General features: G+C 67.8%; 2 protein-coding genes. Both read right to left on the bottom strand.

The genetic code is table 11. The features are described 5' to 3' along the window. Positions 1–91: 91 nt before the first annotated feature. Positions 92–550 (bottom strand): hypothetical protein, encoded by a 459-nt coding sequence (locus DA1_RS29305; RefSeq protein ID WP_080736913.1) that lies wholly within the window; start codon positions 548–550, stop codon positions 92–94. 35 nt (positions 551–585) lie between these two features. Continuing rightward, positions 586–1,098 carry a hypothetical protein gene (locus DA1_RS29300; protein ID WP_034394449.1) on the bottom strand — a complete coding sequence of 171 codons (513 nt, stop codon included), beginning with the start codon at positions 1,096–1,098 and terminating at the stop codon, positions 586–588. Between the last annotated feature and the right edge of the window lie 73 nt (positions 1,099–1,171).

Genomic DNA, 1,171 nt, shown 5'->3' with positions numbered 1-1,171 from the left:
GGCAGCCACCACGGCCACGAGCACGTCGGCCTGGGGCACCAGGGCCCCGGCCTCGTAGACGAGCGTTCCAGCAGCCATGCCCGCGCCCCGATCAGAACGCCGGCAGCGCGATGGAGAAGAAGTTGACGGCCTGGGGCGCGCCAACCGCCAGATCCACGCTGGTGATGTTCAGGTCGGCGCCCGCGCGCGCCACGGTGCCCTGCAGGCGGGGCTGGGTCGTGGAAGCCGCTCCGGTATCACCGGCAGCGGTAAAGCGGAAGAACCGCGCAGTGCCCGTCTCGATGACAGTGCCAGACCAGGTCTGCGAGGCCAGCTTCTCGATGAAGCCGTCGGCGGCGGCCAGGGCGAGGGTCAGGCCAGCGGAGGTGCCGTCGCTGTAGATCCGGGCCAGCAGCTTGTGCACCGCCGGGTCGATGGCTGCATCCGCGGTCAACGGAATCGACGACTCGGGGCAGCCGTAAATATCCAGGAAGCCGCCATCCAGGGCCGCCTTGAGCGAGCCCGTGGCGAGCATGTGATTGCGAAGGCCGGTAGAGGCTTTGGTGGTCATGGTGGTGGTCCTCGAAAAAGTCAGGAAGCGGTGGATCAGGAAACGGAGATGAACTGGAAGCCCGCCAGGATCTCCAGGTAGAAGGCGGGATCGACGGCACGCGCCACGGGCAGGCGCACGATGGACAGCAGCGCGCCGGTGTCCGAGCCCTTGCCCGAGCTGCTGCTCACGAACACGCCATTGACGGTCTGCATACCGGTGAAGCTGAACCGCGCCAAGCTCAGCTCGTTGCTCACGCCGCCGGCCGAGACGTTGCCCGGCACCCAGGCCTTGCGCGTCGTGCCGTCGTACTGCGTGACCTCGGTCACCAGCGTGGGCAACGTGGCGGCCGTCTCGGTGCCGTTGGGCACATAGGAGCCGGACCAGAGCCCGATGAACAGGTTGGCCGGCATGGCCGCGCCCTTGAAACAGGCGTTTGCGATCAGGTCCAGGCCTTCGCCTGGCACGCGGTTGTGCAGGCGCTCGCGGTGCACCAGCGCGTCGTCGGCGCGGCGGCGCAGCGCCAGGTCGTAAACAAAGCCGCAGGGAATGGCGTGGTTGGTGTTCATGGCTGGGCCTTTCGTACAAGCCGGGCCTGGGCATAGGAGCCCACGCCGGCCGAAGTGCTGGGGGATTGAGAGA

Origin of the sequence: Delftia acidovorans NBRC 14950 (assembly GCF_001598795.1) — a bacterium.
GTDB lineage: Bacteria > Pseudomonadota > Gammaproteobacteria > Burkholderiales > Burkholderiaceae_C > Comamonas > Comamonas acidovorans.
The sequence above is the reverse complement of the archived record's forward strand: the minus strand, read 5'-3'. Positions and strand labels throughout refer to the sequence as shown.

Bases quoted from the DNA above. Each gene is read 5' to 3' on its own strand.
- DA1_RS29305 (WP_080736913.1), bottom strand. From the start codon at position 550: ATGACCACCAAAGCCTCTACCGGCCTTCGCAATCACATGCTCGCCACG.
- DA1_RS29300 (WP_034394449.1), bottom strand. From the start codon at position 1,098: ATGAACACCAACCACGCCATTCCCTGCGGCTTTGTTTACGACCTGGCG.